This is a genomic window from Cupriavidus sp. PB-02, assembly GCF_058252315.1.
Genome location: NZ_CM177694.1, coordinates 2,640,138 through 2,662,781 on the forward strand (window position 1 = coordinate 2,640,138; position 22,644 = coordinate 2,662,781).

The following is a 22,644-nucleotide window of genomic DNA, read 5'->3' on the forward strand; positions in this document are numbered from 1 at the left end:
GCCTTGAACGCCATGCAGGAGCTGCAACTCATGTCCCCTACCTCCAACACGCACGCCACCCCCGCCGTGAGTGCCCCCGACCAAGGCGGTCGCCGCCCGCGCCTGCCCAAACTGGGCATCACCGGCTGGATCGGCAGCCTGATCCTCATCGGCTGGCTGGTCGCCGCCATTGTTGGCCCGATCCTGATCAGCCATGACGGCACGCCCACGGGCGAGATCCAGGTCTTCGGCCCGATCAGCGCCGCGCACTGGCTCGGCACCGACTACCTGGGACGCGACATGCTGACGCGCGTGATCCTGGGCGCGCGCTACACCGTCTGCGTGGCCCTGGTCTCGACCCTGTGCGCCAGCGGCATCGGCATCACGCTGGCATTGCTGGCCACCGTCAGCGGCCGCTGGATCGATGCCGGCCTGAGCCGCGGCCTCGATACGCTCACGGCGATCCCGAGCAAGATGTTCGCGCTGATCATGGTCGCGGCCTTCGGTTCGTCAGTCTGGATGCTCGCCCTCACGGCGGCGATCATCTACATCCCGGGCGCCTATCGCATCGCGCGCTCGCTGGCGGTCAACATCAATGCGATGGACTACGTGACCGTCGCGCGCACCCGCGGCGAAGGCACTGCCTACATCATGCGGCAGGAAATCCTGCCGAACATCCTCGGCCCCATGCTGGCTGACCTGGGGCTGCGCTTCGTCTACGTCGTGCTGCTGCTCGCGAGCCTCAGCTTCCTGGGCCTGGGCATCCAGCCGCCCGATGCCGACTGGGGTTCGCTGGTGCGCGAGAACATCGGGGCACTGTCCGAAGGCAGCATGGCCGTGGTGGCGCCGGCGCTGGCCATCGCCAGCCTGACCCTCGCCGTCAACCTTGTTATCGACAACCTGCCGGGTCGCTCGGCACGTAACGGAGTCAAATAAATGGGCACGTCCGTAAAGGTCAGCAATCTGCGCATCACCGCAGGCCAGGCGACGTTGGTAGATGGTGTGGACTTCGAGATCGAGCCCGGCAAGGTGCTGGCACTGATCGGTGAGTCCGGCTCGGGCAAGACCACGACCGCGCTGGCGCTGATGGGCTTCGCGCGCCACGGCTGCGAGATCTCCGGCAGCATCCGGGTCGGCACCACCGACGTGCTGCACCTGTCGCCGGGCGAACAGCGCCGGCTGCGCGGGCGCGAGATCACCTATATCGCGCAGAGCGCGGCGGCCTCGTTCAACCCGTCGCGCACCATCATGGACCAAGTGGTCGAACCGGCGCTGATCCACCGGCTCATGGATCGCAAGGCTGCCGAGAAGAAGGCGGTCGCGCTGTTCCGCGAACTGGCGCTGCCCGACCCTGATTCCATCGGCGAGCGCTACCCCCACCAGGTTTCCGGTGGCCAGCTACAGCGCCTGATGGCCGCAATGGCCCTGATCACCGATCCCGACCTGGTGATCCTGGACGAGCCGACCACGGCACTGGACGTCACCACGCAGGTCGAAGTGCTGCGCGTGTTCCGACGCGCGGTGCAGGAACGCCGCACCACCGCGGTCTATGTCAGCCACGACCTGGCCGTGGTGGCCCAGGTGGCGGACCACATCCTGGTGCTGCGCGAAGGCAAGATGCGCGAGCTGGGCGAGACCGACCAGATCCTGTACCAGCCCGCCGACGACTACACGCGCTGCCTGCTGGCCGCGGCGCGGCCGACCGAGCGTCCCGGCGCGCCGGTGGACCCGGACAAGAGCCCCCTGCTGCTCGAGGTCCGCGATCTTTCCGCCGGCTACGGTGCCGTCGATGCGCACGGGCAGCCGGCCTCGAAGATCCTGGAGGGCGTGGGCCTGAAGCTGTACCGGGGCCAGGCGATCGGCGTCATCGGCGAGTCGGGTTCGGGCAAGACCACGCTGGCGCGCGCGATTGCCGGCCTGGTGGCGCCGTGCTGTGGCAGCATCGCGTTCAACGGCCGTCCGCTGAAGCCGACAGTGGCCGAACGCAGCCGCGATGAGCTGCGGCGCATCCAGATCGTGTTCCAGATGGCCGACACCGCGCTCAATCCCGCGCGCACCATCGAGGAGATCCTGGCGCGGCCGCTGCAGTTCTTCCACGGCTTGCGCGGCGAAGCCCAGCGGGCGCGGATTCGCCAGTTGCTCGATCTGGTGCGGCTGCCGATCGGCGTGGCCCAGCGCACGCCCGGTGGCCTGTCCGGAGGGCAGAAGCAGCGCGTGAACCTGGCCCGGGCACTCGCGGCCGATCCTGAGCTGATCCTGTGCGACGAGATCACCTCGGCGCTGGACACCGTGGTCGGCGCGGCCATCCTCGACCTGATGGCCGAGCTGCGCAAGGAGCTGGGTGTCTCGTATCTCTTCATCAGCCACGACCTGCACACCGTGCGCTCGATCTGCGACGAGATCGTGGTGATGCAGCATGGCCGCAAGCTGACCCAGGTCGCGCACCAGGACTACGACCGCGGTCCGCACCACCCCTACTACGCGCTGCTGGCGCGCTCGGTGCCCGAGTTGCGCCGCGGCTGGATCGATGAAGTCGATCTCCATGGCGAAAGTGGGATCGCGGTTGGGGTCGCCGGCCCCGAATTCCACTACAAACAGCCGCGCATTGCATGCCCGCGCATCTGAACAAAGCCACGAGCCGACGCATACACTCCCCTCTCCCGCAAGCGGGAGAGGGGAGCAAACCATCATCCAGGGCTTGTCAGTAATCCGGGCCGGCTTGCGCCGGCCGCTTGTGAGGACTTCTTTTAAAGTCACTGGGTTCCCGCGCACGTGCCCCGGAGGGGTATGTGCGGGAACGACGGTCGTTAGCTAAACGACGTTAGCGCCGTCGCGCCGGATCTGCGAGAGCACGGTGGAGCCAAGGCCTACCGCACTCCCTGCCCCTTCAAGCTCAGGCATCCAGCCAGACGTTCTCAGCAAACGAATAGCCCATCAGCCCACCCAGCGGGATCGGCGACAAGCCTTTGAGCTTCGACGAATGTGCGTCGATGCTGGCCAGGAACAGCGGGATGCCGATGCCCGCTTCCGCATGGATCATGGTCTGCATGTCGGCATACAACTGCTTGCGTTTGGCGGTATCGGTTTCGCCCCGCGCGGCCACCAGCAGTTGGTCGAACTTGGGGTTCTTCCAGCGCGATTCGTTCCAGGGCGCATCGGACTTGTAGAACTGCGTGAGGATGGTGTCGGCGCTGGGGCGCGGGTTGACATTGCCGAAGCCCACGGGGCTGTTGAGCCAGTGGTTCGACCAGTAGCCGTCGGCAGGCATGCGCTTGATGTCGAGGTCCAGGCCGACGCGCTGCGCTGTCTGCTGCAACACCGTCGCAATCTCCACCGAATACAACGCGGCCGGCGAGGTCACCACCGGCACCTTGCCCGTCACGCCGGCTTTGCGGAAATGAAACTTCGCCTTCTCCGGATCGAAGGGTCGCTGCGGCAAATCCTTGAAGAAGAACCGGTTGGTGGGGTCGATTGGCTGGTCGTTGCCGACCATCGCATAGTCGAGCGCGATAGCTTTTTTCATCTGTTCGCGGTCTTGCAGGTACTTCATGCCCATCAAGAAGTCCGGGTTCATGCCTGGACCCGCGTCCTTGCGCATGATCAGGTCTGTGTACTGCCCCGATTGCGTGACGAGGATGCCAAAGCCCGGTGTACCTTTGACGCGGGCCACGGCGCGGGGGTTGACCATGGCCACCAGGTCCATGCCGCCCGACAGCAGCGCGTTGACACGCGCACTGTCATCGGCGATGCCGACGAACTCGATTTCGTCGAGATAGGGCTTGCCGGGCTTCCAGTAGGCGCCGTTGCGCACCACGAGCGTGCGCACGCCGGGCCTGAATTCCTTGATCTTGTAGGGTCCGGTACCGATGCCGGCACTGAAGTCGGTGGTGCCGTCCTTGACGATGTGGAAATGGAAGGTCCCAAGGATCACCGGCAGGTCGGCATTGGGGCTGGTGAGCACCACCGTGACCTCGTTCGGGCCGGTGGCTTTCACGCTCTCGATCTGCTCGGCCAGCACCTTGGCCTTGGAAACGGTGGCGGGATCCTTGTGGCGCATGATCGAATACACCACGTCAGCCGGGGACAACGCCTTGCCGTCGTGGAAGGTCACGCCCTTGCGCAGCGTGAAGATCCAGGTCTTGGCATCGGTGGTGTTGAACGACTCGGCCAGGGCAGCCCGCGGCGTCAGGCTTCTGTCGAGCGAGGTCAGCCCGTTGTAGACCATGTTGCAGCGCACGTAGTCGCTCTGGTTCGACTGCTTGGCCGGATCGAGCGTATCTGAGGCGGCTGCGGTGGCGACGGCCACGCGGATACGGCCGCCGCGCTTCGGCGTCTCTGCATGGGCCGTGGCGGCTACGCCGGCAAGGCTGCCAGCCAGCGTGGCCTGCATGCCGCCTGCCAGCAGCATCGCCAGCACGTCACGCCGCGTGGCGCCGCGCTTGAGCAGATCCATCACACGAAGGCTTTCGCCGGGGCCGACAATGTTCTCGAACTCGTTACCGCTATCGTTCATGGTTGGTTGTGCTCCTGATTATTCTAAGAGGGGAACAGGGGGACCGCGGCGAAAACCCAACAGCTGCGCAAGGCTTAGGCAAGCCGGTCCTTGAGCTGGTAGTACAAGCCCACGGCCGGCAGGAACCAGGGCGGGCCGAAATGCCCGGGAATGGCAGGCCAGTCGCGCTCGCGCCATGGATTGGCAGCCGCGTCGCCGGCCATCACCGCAGCCATGCGCTCGCCCATGTGCACCGACATCTGCGTGCCGTGGCCGCTGTAGCCCATGGAGTAGAAGAGGCCGTCGCGCTCGCCGGCATGCGGCAGGCGGTCCTGCGTCATGTCGACCAGTCCGCCCCAGCAATAGTCGAGCCTGACGTGGCCGAGTTGCGGGAAAATCTCGGCCAGGCCGGCGCGCAGGATCTCCCCGCTGGCGGCATCCTGCTGGGGGCTGGAAATGGCAAAGCGCGCCCTCCCGCCGAACACCAGCCGGTGGTCCGGCGTGAGGCGGAAGTAATGGTGAATGTTGGCCACCGTGACATAGGTGCGGCGTTTGGCCAGCAGTGCATTAGCACGCTTGGCGCCCAGCGGCTCCGTGGTCACGATGAAGCTGCCGATCGGCACGATGCGCCGGCGCAGCCACCCGAAGCTGCCGTAGCCACCGTGGCGCGAAGCCCCGGTGGCGAGCAGCACCTGCCGGGCCAGCACCGTGCCGCGCGCGGTGTGCAGGCGGTGCACCTGCCCCTGCACGCGTTCAATGCGGCTTACGCAGGTGCCAGTGTGGATCTGTGCGCCGTGGCGCTCTGCGGCCACGGCCAGGCCTTGCGCGAAACGGCCCATATGCATCTGGCCGCTGCGCTTGTACAGCAGGCCGCCATGGAAGCGCTCGCTCTGTACCTCGGCACGTACGCGCGCCGCGCTGAGAATTTCCACATCGGTATCCACGCCGTCGGCGATCAGGCGCTCGGCGCTGCGCCGCAGCGCGTCCATTTGGTGAGCCTTGGTGGCGAGCTTGAGCTTGCCGTTGCGCTGGAAGTCGCAGGCGATGCCCTCGTCGCGCACGATGCGCTCCACTGTATCGACTGCGTCGTCATAGGCGTGGTACCAGCCGCGGGCGCGTTCCACGCCCACCCGGGCGGCCAGTTCCGCGTAATCCACCGCGAGCCCGTTGTTCACATGGCCGCCATTGCGCCCCGAGGCCTCGGGCGCCACGGTGGCGCCGGCCTCCAGCACCACCACGCTGACGCCACGCCGCGCCAGCGCCAGCGCCGCCGAGAGCCCCGTGAAGCCGCCGCCGATGATGGCCACGTCGACCTGCGGCGGCAGATTGTGCGCGTCCAGTGCCAGTGTTGGCACTGAATCGTTCCAGTAGGAATCAAGCTTCATGGTGGGGACGGAGCTGTGGAAGCTAAATTCAAAGGCCGACGACGCCGGGCAGGCCACCGATGTCCTGGATCTCGGTGTAGCGGTACGCCGCGTTGCCCGGGCCGTGGCCGCGGTTCACGAATACCTTGTTGACGATGCCGATGTCGTCGGCCGACATCAGGTCGTAGCGCAGGCTCGACGACACGTGCAGCACATCTTCGGGATTGCAGCCCAGGGAGTCCAGCATGTACTCGAAGGCCTTCAGGCGCGGCTTGTAGGCCTGGGCCTGCTGCGCGGTGTAGACGCGGTGGAACGGCGCGCCGAGCATGGCCACATTCTTCTGGATCTGGGAGTCCGAGGCGTTCGACAGGATCACCAGCGGAATCTCCTTGGCCACCTTGGCCAAGCCGGCGGGCACATCCTCATGCGGGCCCCACGTCGGCACGGCGTCATAGTACTGCTGGCCATCGGTGTCGAAGTACTGGATCTTCCACTTCTTGCACAGGCGGCGCACGGCGTTCTTCAGCACCACTTCGTAGGGCTGCCAGTCGCCCAGCACCTCGTCGAAACGGTAGGCGCTGAAATCGGCGATGAACTGCTCCATCTGCTCGGCAGGGATGCGATCGGCGAACAGTTCGCGCGTCATTTCGCTCATGCGGAAACGCGTAAGCGTGCCGTAGCAGTCGAAGGTCACATACTTGGGACGGAAGGTCATGGTCTCTGATCCTCAGGGTTTACCGGTCGTCGACCGGGGTGGAGCCGCGCCTTGTCCGGCGCAGGCGACAGAATTATTGCGAAGGAATTAAAGCACGCGGCCGAACAGTGTTTGTACGGAAATGAGAGCGTGGCACGCGGCGAAACTGCGGTTTGTCATGGGTCCCGCGGCATGTCATGCGGTCGGCACCGCGGGCGAGCGCAGGCGAGTGATGACGCACCGCTAACGCGCCGCAGCAAAATCGATCAGCACGCTTTTGAAGCGCAAATTCGCCTCTACGGCCTGGCGCCCCAGATCCTTGCCGATGCCCGACTGGTGGTAGCCCCCGGTGGGAATCACGAAATCCGAACTGCGCCCGTAGCGGTTGATCCACACCGTGCCGGCGGCGATGCCGCGCATGGCGCGCAGCGCTCTTCCGATATCGGCCGTGTGTACGCCGGCGGCCAGGCCGTAACGCTCGTGCGAGGCGAGCGCCAGGCCCTCTTCTTCGTCGTCGAAGGTTTGCACCGTGAGCACCGGACCGAAGATTTCCTCCTGCACGGCAGGATTGTCCGCGCGCACGCCCTCGATCAGCGTGGGCTGGAAGTATGCGCCGCCCGGCCCGCCGTCGAACAGCCCGCCGCCGCTGCGCACCTGCGCGCCCGGGCCGCACGCGCGCTCGACGATGTCGAGGATGCGCGCCGCTTGCGCTGCGGAGATGATGGGCGGCAGCGTCGCCGCGTCATCCCAGGTCGCACCGGGCCGCAGCGCGGCAAAGCGCGCCGCGATGCGCTCGATCAGCGCCTCGGCGATGCCGCGCTGCACAATCAGGCGCGAGCCCGCGACGCATACCTGGCCGGCATTGCCGGTGATGGCGCCGGCAATAATGCCAGCCAGCCGATCGAGGTCCGGCGCATCATCGAATACCAATTGCGGGCTCTTGCCGCCCAGCTCCAGCGTGACTGGCTTGGGGCCGTGTAACGCGCAACTGGCCATGATCGCGGCGCCCGTTTGCGTCGATCCCGTAAAGGTCATTTTCGAGATCAGCGGGTGGCGCGTGAGCGCATCGCCCGTGGTCCGCCCGTCGCCCTGCACCACGTTGAACAAGCCCGGCGGCACGCCCGCCTCGATCGCCAGTTGGGCCAGGCGCACGGCGGAGAACGGCGTCAGCTCGGAAGGCTTGAGCACCACCGCGTTGCCGGCGGCAAGCGCCGCACCCACCTTCCACGACACCATCACCAGAGGGAAATTCCACGGGGTGATCGCACCCACCACGCCGTACGGCTCGGCCACCACCATGCCCAGGTGATCGTGCTGCGTGGCCGCCACGTCGCCACCGAGCTTGTCGGCATATTCGGCGAAGAATCGCAGGCCTTCGGCGGTGAAAGGCACATCCCAGGCCGAGGCAGCCCGCACCGGCCGCGTGGAGCACACGGCTTCGAGCGGCGCGAGACCCTGCACATCCGCTTCGATCAGGTCGGCCCAGCGGCGCAGCACGCGCGCCCGCTCACGCGGGGCACGGCGCGCCCAGTCGCTGGTGCGCCAGGCCTTCCACGCGTCCTGCACCGCTGCATCCACGGCGGCGGCGTCAGCCAGCGGCAGCTCGGCATGCACCTCGTTATCGGAGGGGCGCCGCACGGGGATGCGGCCGGCATCAGGCACGAGCCGTCCGCCGATGAAATGGCCCGAGGGAACGGAGACAGTCTGGGGGTCGAATAGTTGCACGGAAAGCGGGGCGCCGGGGGTCGGCACCGATAGTGGATTCATGCCTCCATGCTAGACAAGAAGCCTCAGCATTTGTCTCCGTTACGGACCGCGCTACCGCATCGAATTGCGAAACTGCCACCCCACGCGGACGATTCTTGCATCCTCCGGATAAACCCGAGGGCGTCCTGGCTCCGCGCGAACGATATGGTCCAGGATAAGTCCGATCGATCACCACAACGACATCGCCATGCCTGCGGCAGCGGGCCGGCCCAATGGCTGGACAGCTTTGACCTGCCGCGCCAGGCTGCCGGAAGCCTTCTGCCAAACATTCTGCTGCCACGGCCCGCATAACAGCAGCGTGCTTCATTCAGTCCCCTGAATGCAGCACCACGCCATGTGCCACCCGTCCTAAGCTTGAGGCAAAGACCTGCCTGTTGTGAAGTCCGCAAAGCGCGTTCTGTCAGTCCGGTCAGACCCTTGTTCCAAACCAACGCCGAGCCGCCGCCCATGCCCGACAACGCTCCCCCACTGCCTGCGCGATTCATGCGGCTGGCAGAATCCGACCGTCCCGCCATCACCCTGCGCATCGATGGCCACAGTGCCACCGCACTGGCGGGCGACACCCTTCTGGTTGCACTGCTGCTGCATGGCCGGCGCGTGCGCGACAGCGAATTCGGCGACGGCCCGCGCGCGGGCTTCTGCCTGATGGGCGCCTGCCAGGACTGCTGGGTATGGACGCCCGCGGGCGAGCGCCTGCGTGCCTGTTCCACGCCTGCCGAGGCCGGCATGGAGGTGCTGACCCGACCGCCCGCGCACCACTGGCCCGCGACGCCAGACCTGCAGGAATCGCTCGCGCGCCACGCGCCGGGAGCCACCGCATGAGCGCGCCGTCAGCATTGCCCCGCATCGTCGTGGTCGGCACCGGCCCCGCCGGCGTACGCGCGGCCCAGGCACTGGTACAGGCCGGACTGCGCCCTACCGTGATCGACGAAGGCCGGCGCGACGGCGGCCAGATCTACCGCCGCCAGCCCGAAGGCTTCAAACGCTCCTACGCCAAGCTCTATGGCAGCGAGGCCGACAAGGCCCAGGCGCTGCACCGCGACTTCGACGCACTGCGCGCGCAGATCGACTACCGCCCTAACACGCTGGCGTGGAACCTGACCGAGGGCGAGCTGCACGTCGTGCGCGAGGACGAGCCGCAGACGCTGCCCTTCGACGCACTGCTGGTGTGCTCCGGTGCCACCGACCGGCTCATGCCGGTGCCTGGCTGGCACCGCGCCGGCTGCTACAGCCTGGGCGCCTCGCAGATCGCGCTGAAGGCACAGGCCTGCGCCATCGGTACGCAAGTCGTCTTCCTCGGCAGCGGGCCGCTGCTCTACCTGGTGGCCTCGCAGTACGTGCAGGCCGGCGCGCGCGTGGCGGCGGTACTCGACACCGCCCCCGCTAATAAATCCTGGGGCGCCATTGCCGGCCTGCTGGCGCGCCCCCGGCTGGCGCTGCGCGGGCTCGGACTGATCCGCGGCCTCAAGCATGCCGGCATACCGGTGCTGCAGGGCGTGACCCCGCTGGCGATCGACGGCGATGACCGCCTTGGCGTGCAGGCCGTGACCGTGCGCGATGCGCGCGGGCGCGAGCAGCGCTTCGAATGTGACGCCGTGGGCCTGGGCTGGCACCTGCGCGCCGAGACGCAACTGGCCGACCTCGCGCGCTGCGAGTTCGCCTTCGAACCCGTGAGCCGCCAGTGGCTGCCGCGCATCGACACGGACGGCCGCAGCAGCACGCGCGGCGTGTACCTGGCCGGCGACGGCGCCCGCATCCTCGGTGCCGATGGGGCCGAGGCCGCGGGTCGGCTCGCGGCGCTGGCGGCTCTGGCCGACCTCGGGCATGAGCGGGGCCGCGCACAATATGCCGCGGAATCGGCTGCGCTGCGCCGCACCCTCGACCAGATGGACCGCTTCCGCCAGGGGCTGGCGCGCGCCTTCCCGTGGCCGCACGCGCAGGCCGCCGCCCTGCCCGATGCCGCGGTGGTATGCCGCTGCGAAGCCGTGACGGTGGGCGAGCTGCGCCGCTGCGTGACCGAACTGGACAGCCAGGAGGTCAACCGGGCCAAGGCCTTCAGCCGCGTTGGCATGGGCCGCTGCCAGGGCCGCTTCTGCGGCCATGCCGCGGCCGAGATCGTGGCGCAGGCCTGCGCCATCCCGGTCGAACAAGTCGGTCGCCTGCGCTCGCAGGCACCGGTCAAGCCACTGATGATGAATACACGTGAGGTGCAGCCATGAGTGGCACCAAAACTAGCACGACAGCGAGCACGGCAACCAGGACGCACGACGCCGATGTGCTGGTGCTCGGTGGCGGCCTGATGGGCACCACCACCGCCTTCTTCCTGCGCCAGCAGGGCCTCTCGGTGGTGCTGCTGGAACGCGAGCTGGTCGGGCGCCAGGCCAGCGGCACCAACTTCGGCAATGTGCGCCGCCAGGGACGCGCGCTGCACCAGATGCCGCTGGCCAATCGCGCGCGTGCCGTCTGGGGGCGCGTGAAGGAACTGCTGGGTGAAGACCTCGAGTTCGTCCCATACGGCCACCTGCGCGTGTGCTACACCGAACAGCAGGCCGCGGTGCTCGAGCAGCACGCGCGCGACGTGAAGCCGCTCGGACTGGAGCTGGAGCTCTTCAGCGCCGAGCAGTTGCGCCGGCGCTGGGGCATCTTTGCGCCCGGCGTGGTGGCGGGTTCGTATTCACCGCAGGACGGCCATGCCAACCCGCGCCTGGCCGGCCCGGCCTTCGCACGCGCCGCGCGTCGCGCCGGCGCACAGATCGTCGAGCACGCCGAGGTGATGCAGGTCGAGCACGACGCCAATGGCTTTGTTGCCTACACCGCCGATGGCCGGCGCTTTCGTGCTCCGCAGATGCTGGTGGCCTGCGGCGCCTGGTCCAACCACCTGGCCGAGCAGTTCGGCGAGGCCGTGCCGATGGACGCGCGCGGCCCGCAGATGGGCGTGACCGAGCCGCTGCCCTATGCCATCGGCCCTTCCATCGGCGTTTCGACGCCGATCGAGCATGAGAGCCTGTACTTCCGCCAGATCGCACGCGGCAACATCGTCTTCGGCGGCGGCCTCAAGGGGCCGGCCTACATCGACCGCATTCGCGCCTACGTGAAGCCCGACAACGTGCTGCGCCAGCTGCGCGAACTGCGCCACTTCGTGCCGGCCTTCGAGCATGTGCAGCTGATTCGGGTGTGGAGCGGCATCGAAGGCTATACCGCCGACTGGCAGCCCGTGATCGGCCCCAGCGCCACGGTGCCCGGCCTGTACTACGCCTTCGGCTTCAATGGCGAGGGCTTTGCGATCAGCCCCGGCGTGGGCGAAACCATGGCCGAGCTGATCGCCACGGGCCGTACCTCGATTCCGCTGGAGCCCTATGCCATCGGGCGCTTTGCCCGCGCGCAGGTGCTGCAGGAAACAAACTGATGCTTCCCTCGCCCGCTTGCGGGAGAGGGACCGGGGGTTGAGGGCAGGCGTTGGCAACAACACCGAAGCGCGTTACTTCGTTGACGCTCCAGCCCTCACCCCTCTCCCACTTCGCGAGAGGGGGAAAAAAACACTCGCAGCTATCAGGCCCTTGCTACCGCACGAGGCGCCACCATGTTCTCCGGGCGCAAGATTTCGGCCAGAAGCTCACTACTGATGAGCCGCTCGGATTGCACTAGCTCCACGACGGTGCGACCAGTCTCCTGTGCTAGCCTTGCGATCCGCGTAGCATTCTCATATCCGATGTACGGATTGAGCGCTGTCACAATACCAATCGACCGCTGAACCAGCGCGGAACACCGATCCGGGTTCGCGGTAATGCCCGCGATGCACTCGCGGTCCAGCATACGCACCGCCCGATCGAGTAGCCGGATGGAGTCAAAAAGCTTATATGCAATGAGGGGTTCCATGGCATTAAGTTGCAACTGACCGGCCTCGGCGGCCAGGGTCAGCGCCGCATCGTTGCCTGCGATTTCATAGGCCACCTGGTTCACCGCTTCTGGAATAACCGGATTGACTTTTCCGGGCATGATCGAGCTACCAGGCTGGCGCGGAGGAAGGTTGAGTTCCCCAAGGCCAGCCCGGGGACCGCTCGACAGCAAGCGCAAGTCATTGCTGATTTTCGAGAGCCGCAGGGCGGTCTTCTTGATCAGGCCTGAAAGCAGTACGAAGTCGCCCATGTCCGATGTTGCCGCAATGAGGTTGGCTGCGGAACGAATCGGGAAGCCGGAGAGCGCCGCCAGTTCCTCGATGGCGATCGCCTGATAGCGCGGGTCTGCGTTGATGCCAGTGCCGATCGCCGTACCACCGAGATTAACGGCGCACAGCGCAGCGGGGATGAGCGTGTGAAGCTGCTCGAGGTCCGCGGATACGGTGTCAGCCATGGCCCGGAACTCCTGTCCAAGCGTCATGGGAACCGCATCCTGGAGCTGGGTGCGGCCCATCTTCAGGATGGTGTCGAACTGCTCCGCCTTGCTCGCCAGGGTCGTGGCGAGGTGGCTGAGGCTCTCCAATAGCGGGAGATGGGCAAGCAGCAGCCCCACGCGGATGGCGCTCGGATACGCATCATTCGTCGATTGCGACATATTGATGTCGTTGTTGGGATGGAGGTGCCTGTAATCGCCTTTTTCTTGTCCCAGGTGTTCCAGTGCACGGTTGGCGAGCACTTCATTGACATTCATGTTCGAGGAGGTGCCAGCGCCGCCCTGAATCATGTCAACGACAAACTCGTCATGTAAGGCACCGTCGATGACTTCCGCGCACGCCTTTGCAATGGCCGCATGCTTGGCCGCATCCAGCAGGCCGATCCGGTAATTGGCATTGGCGGCCGCATGCTTGACAAGGGCCAGTGCCTTGACAAATTCTGCGTACTCGCCAATGCGGCGGCCGGAGAGATGAAAATTCTCCTTTGCTCGCAGCGTTTGAACGCCGTAGTACAAAGTGTTATCGAGATTTCTGACGCCCAGGAAGTCCTTTTCCTGGCGAGTGGATTGAAGTGCGGTCATAGTATGGCTGGAGTGCTGATCTGTTGAATTACGGCGCGGCCACCAGCGCCCGCCGGGCGACTTCGCAGAACCAGCGCACGCCCAACGGCAGCGCATCGTCGTTGAAGTCGTAGCAAGGGTGGTGCAGTGGACGCTCGCCGTCGGGCCCCGGTTCGGCACGGCCCTGGCCCAGCCAGAGATAAGCGCCGGGCTTGCGCTGCAGCATGAAGGCGAAGTCCTCCGAGGTGAAGGCGGCACGCGGAGCGATCTGTGCCTGCAAACCGATGGCGCGTGCCGCGTCCAGGGCCAGCGCCGCCTCGGGCGGCGTATTCACGGTGGCCGGATAGTAGCGGACGTAGTTGACTTCAACCTGCGTGCCGCTCCCCCGCGCCACGCCCTCGGCCATGGCACGCAGCGCGCTCTCGATGCGGTCCTGCGACGCGGCATCGAAGCTGCGCACCGTGCCGGTAATCTGCACTTCGGCCGGCAGCACGTTGTGGCTGTGCCCGCCCTCGATACGCGTGACCGACAGCACGGCCGATTCAGCGGGGTCGATGCAGCGCGCCACGATGGTGTGCAATTGCGACACCAGTTGGCTGGCGGCAAGAATGGCGTCGGGGGTGTGGTGCGGTTGCGCGGCATGTCCGCCGCGCCCGCGCAGCACGATGTCGAACCGGTCGGCAGCCGCCATGATGGCGCCTGGGCGCGTCTGCGCGTGGCCCAGCGGCAGGTCGGGCCAGTTATGCAGCGCATAGACGCTGTCGCAGCGAAAGCGCTCGAACAGGCCGTCTTCGATCATCCGGCCCGCGCCACCCTGCCCTTCCTCGGCCGGCTGGAAGATGAAGTGCACCGTACCGTCGACGCCGGTGCGCGCGAGCTGGCGCGCGGCGCCGACGAGCATGCTGGTGTGGCCGTCGTGCCCGCAGCCGTGGTGCTTGCCGGGCGCGCGGCTGGCATGGGCCGCACGGCCAAGTTCCATCATAGGTAGCGCGTCCATATCTGCGCGCAGGCCCACGGTCCGCTTGCCCTGGCCGCCGCGCAGCGTGCCCACCACACCGGTGCCGCCAATGCCCTCTTGCACCGTAAGACCAAGCAGGCGCAACGACTGCGCCACGATGCCTGCCGTGCGATGTTCCTCGTAGGCCAGTTCAGGATTGGCATGGAGGTCGCGGCGCAGCGCGACCAGGTCCGGCAGCAGATCGGCCACCGGTTCGGCGATCATGCTCCAGGTCACAGGCCGGCCTCCGCAGCATCAGCGAGTTGCGCCAGCGTGTGAAAGTGATAGTCCGTAGTAGGGACTTTGAAATCCCGAAGGGCCATGAGAACGCTCCTGAAAGGTTGGATGCCAAGAAGACACAGCACAGCGGCGCAGTCATGCTGCGTAACCCAAGCTTAAGAGCAGTCGCACCGACGATGGTACCGATCGCAGCGCACCGCACCGCAGTGAATTGCGTTTTGCCGCACCGTACGAGCAGATTGTTGGGCGCCTCAAATGGATCGCTTGTTGGCGTCGAAGCGTCGCGCCTGTTCATGGGTATGGATATCGCCTATTCGAACCTGGCGACGAATCCGTACGCGATTGATATCTACGAGCCGGTGTACGGGCAAGCGAAACCGCCGGTATCGCCAAACATACCGACGCGTGAAAACCAGCGTAATGTCGGCGCCTATCTTCAGGATGAGGTTTCGCTTGGAGAGCGATGGAAGCTGCTGGCAGGCGTCCGGTTCGACAACTACCACCAGTCGGTCGATAACCTCCTCACCGGGAGGTCGACCAACCAAAGCCAGACAGCCGTTTCGCCAAGAATCGGGCTGACGTGGTTGCCGACCGCCCAGCTCTCGGCGTACCTGTCCCTTGGCAAGTCTTTCCGCCCCAACAGCAGCGTGGACGAAGCTGGCAATGCGTTCGATCCTCAGCATGCACGCGCCGTCGAGGCGGGCCTGAAGTGGCAGTCCAGCGACGCGCGACTGGGAGCGACACTTGCGGCATTCGATATCCGCAAGAACAACGTCCTGACGCGCAGCCCCACCAACCCCAACTTCAACGTCGCCGCCGGCGAAGCCACGAGCCGCGGGCTGGAGGTGGACGCATTCGCGCAGCTCGATCAGCATTGGCGCATCAGCACCAGCTTCGCCCTGGCCAACGCCAAAGTCACCGAGGACAACTTCATTGCGCCCGGCACCCGCCTGACCAACATCCTCAAAGGTCAGCGCCAGTCTGCTGGCGATTCGGGAAGATGCCATGCCTTGGTCCGGCGGACGCTATGGCGTCGGCACGGGTATCGTCTATGTGGGATCGCGCTCGGGCAACGCCACTGATACGTACTCGCTACCCGCCTACGCCACCGTGAAGCTGATTACTTACTGGCAGATCGATCGCCGCACGCGCGTCTTCATGGACGTCCATAACGCGTTCAACAAGAACTACTATCCTGCGTCGTGGGGCAACCTTGCGGTCATTCCGGGACTCGGCCGGCAATTTGTCGCCGGACTGCGATATCAGTTCTGATTTCGGACCGATGCCATCGGCAAAGGATGGCCCGGTGCCAGCATGCAAGCATGCCAATGCACCGGAACGCTCGGACTGGCGCCTTCAGCCAATCTGGAATCCGGAGCGCAGGTTCCCGTCGCTGTTTGAGCCGGTGCATGGCTCTGCGCCCGACATCTATGGGAAGAATCTGGCGAACCCCATCGGGATGATCTGGTCAGGCGCCATGATGCTCGATTTCCTCGACACGGATGGCGATGCAGGGCGGAAGGCGCACGATGCCATTCTTGCCGCCATTCAGCATGTGCTGGTTCACGGCCCGCGCAGCGCCGACCTCGGCGGCAACGCGTCGACAACGGAACTGGGCATGGCCATCGCTGCCGAAGTGGAAAACGCCGGGCTGTGAAGCCAAGGGTAACCGTTGCGTTTCAGTGGCCCCGGCGGCCACGCTTCCGAGTCCTTCGGCATCAGGACAAAATCTCTTGCAGCTCTTTTGCCTGACGCCAATCCACGGAATCAAGCCCCTCCCTGAAGAGGCCTTGTATCTCGGCAAGCATCTGCCGCGCTGCACGGTTCCTGCCCTGGCTGTGCCAAAGCCGGGCCAGGCTCAGCGCGCACCGGAACTCGATCGACCTGGCCCCTTCGTCCCGGGCGAGGGCAATCGCTTTCCGAAAACACGCTTCCGCTTCCTTGTCCTCCGCCGTCATCAGCAGCAGCTCTCCTTTAAGCCGAATCAGTGTCGGTTCATCGAACCGCTCGCCGGTGCAGCTTACCAGTGTCAGCGCCTCGCTCAGCACGCGAAGTGCCGCCTCGCCTTGTCCGGCCCTTCCATAAGCATCGGCTAGTGCAGTGTTCCATTCTGTTTGGAACTTAAGCGGCGGTTGGCGCGAATGACTTTCTGCAAGATGTCGCGAGCGCTCTTGGTCCAGATGAACGGCTTGGGGTTGGTGTTGTGGTGAGCGATGTATTCGTTGATGGCGTCGACCAGTTCCGGCACGCTGGTGAATACGCCGCGGCGAAGTCGCTCGGTCGTGATGTCGCGAAAGAACCGCTCGACCATGTTCAGCCATGACGCCGAGGTGGGCGTGAAGTGCATGTTGAATCGCGGATGCTTGGCCAGCCAGTCTTGCACCGCAGGATGCTTGTGCGTGGCGTAGTTGTCGGCGATCAGATGCAGCGTTTTGTCCTTGGGCGTCTCGCGGTCAATCTTGCGCAGGAACTTCAACCACTCGGTATGGCGGTGGCGCTGCTGGCACTGGGCAATGACCTGGCCATCGAGCACGTTGAGCGCGGCAAACAGCGTGGTCGTGCCATTGCGCTTGTAATCGTGGGTCATGGTGGCCGCGCGCCCCTTCTTCAGCGGCAGCCCGGGCTGTGTGCGATCCAACGCCTGCACCTGGCTCTTCTCGTCGCAGCACAGCACCAGCGCGTGCTCGGGTGGCGACATGTACAGGCCCACGATGTCCTCAAGCTTGTCGACGAACTTCGGATCGCGCGAGACCTTGAAGCCGCGCACGAGGTGCGGCTTCAACCCATGGGCGTGCCAATGGCGCATGACCGTGCTGGCGCTCACGCCCAACTCGGCGGCCATCTTGCGCGTGCTCCAGTGTGTGGCCGCCACGGGCTTGGCTTGAGTGGTCAGCTCCACCAACCGCGCCGTGTCCACCTTCACCGGCGGCGCACCGCGCGGCAAGTCGCGTTCGATACCGGCCAGCCCCGATTGCGCATATCGCTCACGCCAACGCGAGACCTGCACGCGTCCGACTCCCAACTGCTCGGCGATGTCCTTGTTCTGCATTCCGTTGGCGGCCAGCAGCACGATACGCGCGCGCTGCGCCAGCCTCACGCTCGTGAGTTTCGACCGAACCAGCCTCGTCAACTTGGTTCGCTCCTCGTCGGTCAACATGATCTCGGGGGCAACTCGCACTCGCTCTCTCCACGCTGTGTCGCAGTAGCGCATTGGAGACGCCGAATTCATATAAGTTCCATCAAGAACAGAACGCTACACTAGCAGTCCCAGAAGCGAGGGCCGCCCGAGTACCGCTCCGGTGGCTTCGAGAGCGCGGAAGCCTTGCCGCATTTGGGCGATACCGTCCTCATGGGAACCGTGTTCGGCGAGCGCCCAGCCGCGGAGGATCGTTCCCCACGCCAGATAGAGCTGGAACCCATGGTCATTCGACAGTGCGATCGCTGCGTCTGCACACTCCAGTGCCCGTTGCACGTCGCACCGGCGCTGATGCAATTCGGCCGCGAAAATCAGGCTCAGCGCCAGGCCGAACGGATCGGAGGCCTTCCTGGCCAGGTCCATTGCCTCCTCACTTCGGGTGCAGGCCTGGTCCGCCAGGCCCAGATACCAAAGAATCCAGCTCAAGGTGCTGCGCATATGAACGGCCGGGTTTCGCGCATAACGCAGCAGATGTCCGTATGACTGCCGATCGGGGCGGTGCAGTGTCAGCGCCTCTTCCATGTGGGTGCGGGCCATGCTTATCTTCCCCTGGCGGAACAGCGTGACTCCCAGAACGCGGTGCGCCTCCGCGAGCTGTTCCGGTTCCTGCGTGTCCTGCGCGAGACCGTGCAGCCGCTCTGCCAGAGCCTGTGCCGTTTGGAGCTGTCCCCGCAACAGGTAAAAAGACCACATCCCCAACTGCGCGGAGAACACCTGTGGTGTTTCCCCGCCCTGTTCGCACAAGGCTAATGCACGTGTGTAGATCGTCTGCACCTCCGGCGCTCCGTGACCTCGAGCAGTGATGCAGGCAATGCCAAGGCTCAGCAGCAGGCTGAGTTCCTGGCGTGCGCGTTCGGGAGTGTCAGGCAACGACTTGAGGAACTCGAGAGCTGCGCTGAGATGACGGATCGCTTCGAGATGAGCCGACTGCTGCAAGGCCTGCTGGCCCGCCAGGTGCAGATATTCGATTGCCTTCCGGGTATTTCCGCTCTTGCTGTAATGGTGAGCCAACTCGCTACAGTAGTCCCTCAGCCGGCCTGGAAACAGTATCTCAATGGCCCGGGCCGTGCGTTCATGCAGCACACTGCGCCGGTCAGTCAGCAGCGAATTCGCGGCTACCTCCTGGGTAAGCGCGTGCTTGAACGCGTACTCCACTTCGGGGAATGCGGGACGCTCATAGATGAAATCGCCGGCCTGCAGGTCGCCCAGAAGCGAGCGCAGTTCATCATCCGGCAGTGCGGTGACATGTTGGATCAGACTTAAGGGAAACTCTTTGCCGATGATCGCGAGCGTCTGCAGCAACTCCTTCTGCGCGACAGCAAGCCGGTCCATGCGCGCTGCGAGCACCCCCTGCACAGTGGTCGGAATATGAAGTGAAACCAGGCCCTTCTCGACATGGAAGCTGCCCGGCTGGCCAAGCAAGACGTTTTCTTCGGCCAGCGTCGTGACGACTTCTTCCATAAAAAATGGGTTGCCCTCCGTCTTCGCCAGGATTTGCAGTTTCAGCGGCTCGAGCGAGAGATGCTCACCCAGCAGTGCCGTGAGGAGGCCCCGTGCCTCCCCTTGCCCCAGTGGTTCCAGATGCAATCGGGTGTAATAGGGCTTCCGGCCCCAGTCATGGGCGTATTCGGGACGGTAGTTGACAAGCAGAAGCATTCTCGCGCCCGACACATGTTCGATGAGGAGTTTGAGAAAGGTCTCCGTCTCACTGTCCAGCCATTGCAAGTCGTCGAACAGCACCATCAGCGGCTGATTCTGGCTCTCGCGCACCAGCAGCCTGGCAATGGCTTCGAACGTGCGCTGGCGCCGAAGGAAGGCGTCCATCGCGGGCAATGCCGAGCCCGGTTCGCTGATACCCAGCAGATAGAGCAGATAAGGAAGTTGGTCCTCCAGCGTACGATCCAGAGTGAGCAGCCTGCCGGTGACCTTCTCGCGATTCAGCCGTTCGTCATCCTGCGCGGTGATCTGAAAGTAGTTTCTCAACAGATCGATCAACGGCAGATAGGGAAACGCCTTGCCATGCGAAACCGAGAAGGTTTCGAGCACCTTGTATCCCTGCTGCGAGCGTGCCTTGAACTCGTGAAACAAGCGCGACTTGCCAACGCCCGCCTCGCCGACCACGCCGATGATCCGCCCATGCCCAGCCTTGGCCGACTCCAGCGCCTCGTGCAGGCACCCCAGTTCGGGCTGCCGGCCGACAAACCGCGCCAGCCCGCGATGCGCCGCCACTTGCAGGCGTGTGCGCAACACGCCGGGGCCAAGCACCTCATACACCGAAAGCGGATCCCGGAGGCCCTTTACGCGCGTAATCCCCAGGGCTCTGAATTCGAAGTACCCCTCGGTGAGCTTGTGGGTCGATTCGCTGACGAGGATCGACGACGGTGTCGCGACGCCTTCCATCCGGGAGGCGATATGGATTGTGTGCCCCACCGGATCGTAGTCCGTGCGCAGGTCATCCTTGCGAATCGAGCGCACCACGACTTCGCCGGTATGCACGCCAACCCGGACCTGCAGCGGGATACCCATCTCCAGGCGGACCCGGTCACCATGGCGGCGCATCGCTTCCTGCATGCGCAGCGCTGCGTACAACGCCCTCAGAGCGTGATCCTCGTGCGCAATCGGCGCACCGAACAGCGCCAGGATGCCATCACCCAGGCATTTGGCGACGTAGCCCTCATAGTGGTGAACGGCCTCCATCATCAGCGCCACCACGGGGTCGATCAGCCCGCGCGCCTCTTCCGGGTCGAGGTCCTGGATCAGGGCCGTCGAGCCGGCCATGTCCGCAAACAGCGCGGTTATGGTCTTGCGTTCGCCGGCAGCCTGTCCCCTGGCTTCCATCGCCGCATGCTCGGCAAGAATGCGCTCGGCGAGACGGGAGGGCGTGTAGTGAACCGGTGCAGGAACGACGGGCGTTGCGGCTGCGGCCGGCCTCGTAAGCAGTACGCCGCACGCGCCACAGAATTTTGCGGTCGGACCTGACTCGTAGCCGCATTGCGCGCAGATCTGCACAAGGCGTTCCCCACACTCCTCGCAGAATTTTCCTCCCGCAGGGTTGTCGAACCCGCACTTGCTGCAGCGCATATCACCCTCTGACAGTTACTGCCTGTCAATAGCCCATTAGAGGCGCAAGGATCGCGACGCGCAAGAGATAGGCGGCGCGCTTGCCACCTTGCCACGGGGGCAGGGTCTGGTGAGAGGGCCTGGAGCCGGGAGTGAACAGAGTCATCATGTATCATCCCGCTTCCGCTGACTATTCGGTCCTACGGGCCAGAACGAAGGAAGTCAGGTTCGCGTCACTCGTGGCGTCGGACTGAGAGGCTGTTCCGTTCCGTGGTGGTAGGCGATGTAATCAACAGTTCTCCTACATCACTACCCCAGGTGGTCTTGGCTGCCCCGGGGCTCTTCGGCAGCTCGTAACAGCTAGCAAGAACAGACCCCATCGGAACGCTGTGCCGACATTGCCGAGCGCGGCCTGATGCTGACCGGCGATGGCGCGCAGCCGCGTGACCTGGATCGCCTCCTGGCCGGGGAAACCAGCCTACCCAATGCTGGTGGCCGAAGATCCGTTGACCTGCGCAGTGCGGGGCGCCGCCATGGCGCCCAAACGCATTGACAAGCTCGGCAGCTTCTTTCTCGTACGAGTAATGACTACGCCGCAATGCGCCGAGCACGTACTGCTTGATCGCGAAGTGCTGTCGAATCGGTCCGACGCACGGACATGAATAGCCTTCGATCTGAAATTCGGATTTAAATCAATAGAAATCAATATGGATGTGAAATTTATTTACCCTTTGCATGGCCGTCCCTCCAGGGGATTGGTGCTCTTGACCGCTCTTTCGATGGCGCTGGCCGGTTGCGGCGGCGGCGACTCTTCAGAATCCACCGCGGCGCCTGCCGGTTCAACCGCAACGCATCAGCTTGCCAACGCAAATCAATCCGGATTCGATGTCCTCGCGAATTTGGACGCATTGAAGATTACCACCGGACCCTTTGCCGGGGCCTATCAGGTTGGCGCCGGAAGCCATTGGCTGAATTGGTACTTCGCAAATATTGGCTTGTTCGCATTCATCAAGGACCGCCCGAACGAGGTGCGGACTTACATGGATTTGTACATCAAGAACGTCAATCCCGCGAACCACACCATCAACGACATTAAATTTGCCGGTGATTTTAATTCGCCAATCCAGTGCCCCGCCGACTCTAACGATTCGTATGCGTCGACCTTCCTGTCGCTGGCGGCAGAGTATATGCGAGTGACGGGCGACGTCGCATGGTTTCGGAATAACCTGCCGCAGCTGAAAGCCATCGCCTACGCCAATCTGGCCGTTCCACAAAAGCCGGATGGCCTGATTTCGGTTTTCCGGCAAGACTACACGCCACCGACCCATCCGACTTATTGTGCGAGCTTTACGTCATCCAGCATTGCTTACACAGAGGACAATACGGAAAATTACCGGGGACTGGTGGACTTTGCCAATGCGCTCAATGCACTCGGCGATGCGGACTCGGGCTATTACAACCAGATTGCCGCATCGGTAGCCGTCGGCATTCAGGGGCGATCCAATGGCGCGGCCCTTACTGTCGCGGATTCCGAGAACACGATCAATCCGAATTTCTATCCCGGCACGGTCACGCAAGTTTTCCCGCAGCTTTATGAAGTCCCGCTATCGCCGGATACCCAGCGCCACTATGACAATGGCTATGCCTATTTGAACGCGCATGCGCCGGCCTGGTCCACGCAGATCGACCCAGGCGCAGGCTACCCATGGATGCTTTTGGGCTACGTGGCGGCGAAACGAGGCGATACGGCGCGCGCGCAGCAGCAGATGGCATTGCTGCGAGCCAATAGTGGCAAGGCGATCATCAACGAACTCGGCTTTTACAAACGCATTCTTAATGCAGGCGTTAGCGAAACGAGCTAGCGAACCGAGTTCGGCGCGCTGGAATGCACACGCCTACCCGCCG

Annotated in this window: 17 protein-coding genes and 2 pseudogenes; 10 read left to right on the forward strand and 9 right to left on the reverse strand. The window is 64.6% G+C overall.

Annotation, left to right across the window (positions count from 1 at the left end):
- Positions 1–30: 30 nt before the first annotated feature.
- Together AC10V3_RS12380 and AC10V3_RS12385 are read left to right on the forward strand one after the other, a co-directional pair.
- Complete coding sequence (locus AC10V3_RS12380) at positions 31–915, forward strand: ABC transporter permease (protein ID WP_041681494.1); 885 nt, start codon at positions 31–33, stop codon at positions 913–915.
- Positions 916–2,604, forward strand: coding sequence for an ABC transporter ATP-binding protein (locus tag AC10V3_RS12385; RefSeq protein WP_022535560.1), 1,689 nt, complete (start codon positions 916–918; stop codon positions 2,602–2,604). It begins immediately after the preceding gene.
- A gap of 268 nt (positions 2,605–2,872) precedes the next feature.
- Here the strand turns inward: AC10V3_RS12385 and AC10V3_RS12390 are convergent, their stop codons facing one another.
- The 4 genes from AC10V3_RS12390 to AC10V3_RS12405 all read right to left on the reverse strand — a co-directional run bounded on the left by AC10V3_RS12390 (position 2,873) and on the right by AC10V3_RS12405 (position 8,296).
- The gene (locus tag AC10V3_RS12390) at positions 2,873–4,492 is read right to left on the reverse strand and encodes an ABC transporter substrate-binding protein (RefSeq protein ID WP_022535561.1); all 1,620 of its coding nucleotides are present in this window, start codon (positions 4,490–4,492) and stop codon (positions 2,873–2,875) included.
- A 74-nt stretch (positions 4,493–4,566) separates the two neighbouring features.
- A complete protein-coding gene (locus AC10V3_RS12395; RefSeq protein ID WP_041681501.1) occupies positions 4,567–5,856 on the reverse strand; it encodes an NAD(P)/FAD-dependent oxidoreductase in 1,290 nt (429 codons plus the stop codon).
- Between the two features lie 28 nt (positions 5,857–5,884).
- Positions 5,885–6,550, reverse strand: coding sequence for a haloacid dehalogenase type II (locus AC10V3_RS12400; protein WP_022535563.1), 666 nt, complete (start codon positions 6,548–6,550; stop codon positions 5,885–5,887).
- A gap of 222 nt (positions 6,551–6,772) precedes the next feature.
- On the reverse strand, positions 6,773–8,296 hold the full coding sequence (locus AC10V3_RS12405; RefSeq protein WP_022535564.1) for an aldehyde dehydrogenase family protein: 1,524 nt from the start codon (positions 8,294–8,296) through the stop codon (positions 6,773–6,775).
- A 447-nt stretch (positions 8,297–8,743) separates the two neighbouring features.
- Here AC10V3_RS12405 and AC10V3_RS12410 point away from each other — a divergent pair, with 447 nt between their 5' ends.
- The 3 genes from AC10V3_RS12410 to AC10V3_RS12420 are packed head-to-tail and all read left to right on the forward strand — an operon-like array spanning position 8,744 to position 11,702.
- Positions 8,744–9,118 carry a (2Fe-2S)-binding protein gene (locus AC10V3_RS12410; RefSeq protein WP_041681503.1) on the forward strand — a complete coding sequence of 125 codons (375 nt, stop codon included), beginning with the start codon at positions 8,744–8,746 and terminating at the stop codon, positions 9,116–9,118.
- Positions 9,115–10,515: an FAD/NAD(P)-dependent oxidoreductase gene (locus AC10V3_RS12415; RefSeq protein WP_022535566.1), complete on the forward strand. Its 1,401-nt coding sequence runs from the start codon at positions 9,115–9,117 to the stop codon at positions 10,513–10,515. Before AC10V3_RS12410 ends, AC10V3_RS12415 begins: the two co-directional genes overlap by 4 nt.
- Positions 10,512–11,702: an NAD(P)/FAD-dependent oxidoreductase gene (locus AC10V3_RS12420; protein WP_022535567.1), complete on the forward strand. Its 1,191-nt coding sequence runs from the start codon at positions 10,512–10,514 to the stop codon at positions 11,700–11,702. The genes AC10V3_RS12415 and AC10V3_RS12420 overlap by 4 nt, the downstream gene beginning before the upstream one ends.
- A 143-nt stretch (positions 11,703–11,845) precedes the next feature.
- Here AC10V3_RS12420 and AC10V3_RS12425 read toward each other — a convergent pair whose 3' ends face one another.
- Positions 11,846–13,267 (reverse strand): aspartate ammonia-lyase, encoded by a 1,422-nt coding sequence (locus tag AC10V3_RS12425; RefSeq protein ID WP_349609259.1) that lies wholly within the window; start codon positions 13,265–13,267, stop codon positions 11,846–11,848.
- A 28-nt stretch (positions 13,268–13,295) separates the two neighbouring features.
- Positions 13,296–14,480, reverse strand: a complete 1,185-nt coding sequence (locus AC10V3_RS12430) for an amidohydrolase (RefSeq protein WP_022535569.1) — start codon at positions 14,478–14,480, stop codon at positions 13,296–13,298.
- Between the two features lie 245 nt (positions 14,481–14,725).
- On the opposite strand from AC10V3_RS12430, the gene AC10V3_RS12435 reads away from it, so the two are divergent.
- The 3 genes and pseudogenes from AC10V3_RS12435 to AC10V3_RS12445 all read left to right on the forward strand — a co-directional run.
- Complete coding sequence (locus tag AC10V3_RS12435; RefSeq protein WP_022535571.1) at positions 14,726–15,565, forward strand: TonB-dependent siderophore receptor; 840 nt, start codon at positions 14,726–14,728, stop codon at positions 15,563–15,565.
- A gap of 28 nt (positions 15,566–15,593) precedes the next feature.
- Positions 15,594–15,755, forward strand: coding sequence for a hypothetical protein (locus AC10V3_RS12440; RefSeq protein ID WP_374063604.1), 162 nt, complete (start codon positions 15,594–15,596; stop codon positions 15,753–15,755).
- A gap of 60 nt (positions 15,756–15,815) precedes the next feature.
- Positions 15,816–16,140: pseudogene (locus AC10V3_RS12445) on the forward strand (isocitrate/isopropylmalate family dehydrogenase); the annotation flags it as partial.
- A 61-nt stretch (positions 16,141–16,201) separates the two neighbouring features.
- Here the strand turns inward: AC10V3_RS12445 and AC10V3_RS12450 are convergent.
- From AC10V3_RS12450 to AC10V3_RS12460, 3 genes are all read right to left on the reverse strand, one after another.
- Complete coding sequence (locus tag AC10V3_RS12450) at positions 16,202–16,531, reverse strand: hypothetical protein (protein WP_490922277.1); 330 nt, start codon at positions 16,529–16,531, stop codon at positions 16,202–16,204.
- 44 nt (positions 16,532–16,575) lie between these two features.
- Positions 16,576–17,661 carry an IS630 family transposase gene (locus AC10V3_RS12455; RefSeq protein ID WP_490922279.1) on the reverse strand — a complete coding sequence of 362 codons (1,086 nt, stop codon included), beginning with the start codon at positions 17,659–17,661 and terminating at the stop codon, positions 16,576–16,578.
- Between the two features lie 75 nt (positions 17,662–17,736).
- On the reverse strand, positions 17,737–20,760 hold the full coding sequence (locus AC10V3_RS12460) for an adenylate/guanylate cyclase domain-containing protein (protein ID WP_490922280.1): 3,024 nt from the start codon (positions 20,758–20,760) through the stop codon (positions 17,737–17,739).
- 346 nt (positions 20,761–21,106) lie between these two features.
- Here AC10V3_RS12460 and AC10V3_RS12465 point away from each other — a divergent pair.
- A pseudogene (locus AC10V3_RS12465) lies at positions 21,107–21,311 on the forward strand (rod shape-determining protein); the annotation flags it as partial.
- Positions 21,312–21,446: 135 nt separating this feature from the next.
- Positions 21,447–22,601 (forward strand): hypothetical protein, encoded by a 1,155-nt coding sequence (locus AC10V3_RS12470; RefSeq protein WP_022535575.1) that lies wholly within the window; start codon positions 21,447–21,449, stop codon positions 22,599–22,601.
- Positions 22,602–22,644: the final 43 nt, after the last annotated feature.